The 329-nt window shown below is 52.9% G+C and carries 1 rRNA gene; it reads left to right on the forward strand.

The features are described from left to right. Positions 1 to 329: ribosomal RNA gene (locus IFU39_RS32540) — 23S ribosomal RNA — on the forward strand; the annotation flags it as partial.

Here is a 329-nt window from a genome sequence, read left to right on the forward strand (position 1 = left end):
ATCAGGGGTAGGGGAGCGTTGTATAAGGGTTGAAGGTGTACCGTAAGGAGCGCTGGACATTATACAAGTGAGAATGCCGGTATGAGTAACGAAAAGATCAGTGAGAATCTGATCCGCCGAAAGCCTAAGGGTTCCTGAGGAAGGCTCGTCCGCTCAGGGTAAGTCGGGACCTAAGGCGAGGCCGAAAGGCGTAGTCGAAGGACAACAGGTCGAAATTCCTGTACCACCGTAAGCCGTTATGAGCAATGGGGGGACGCAGTAGGGTAGTGACGCGGACTGATGGATGTCCGTCTAAGCAGTAAGGCTGATGTGTAGGCAAATCCGCACAT

The sequence above is a fragment of the Paenibacillus sp. CFBP 13594 genome (assembly GCF_014842675.1).
Classification (GTDB): Bacteria; Bacillota; Bacilli; order Paenibacillales; family Paenibacillaceae; genus Paenibacillus; species Paenibacillus amylolyticus_B.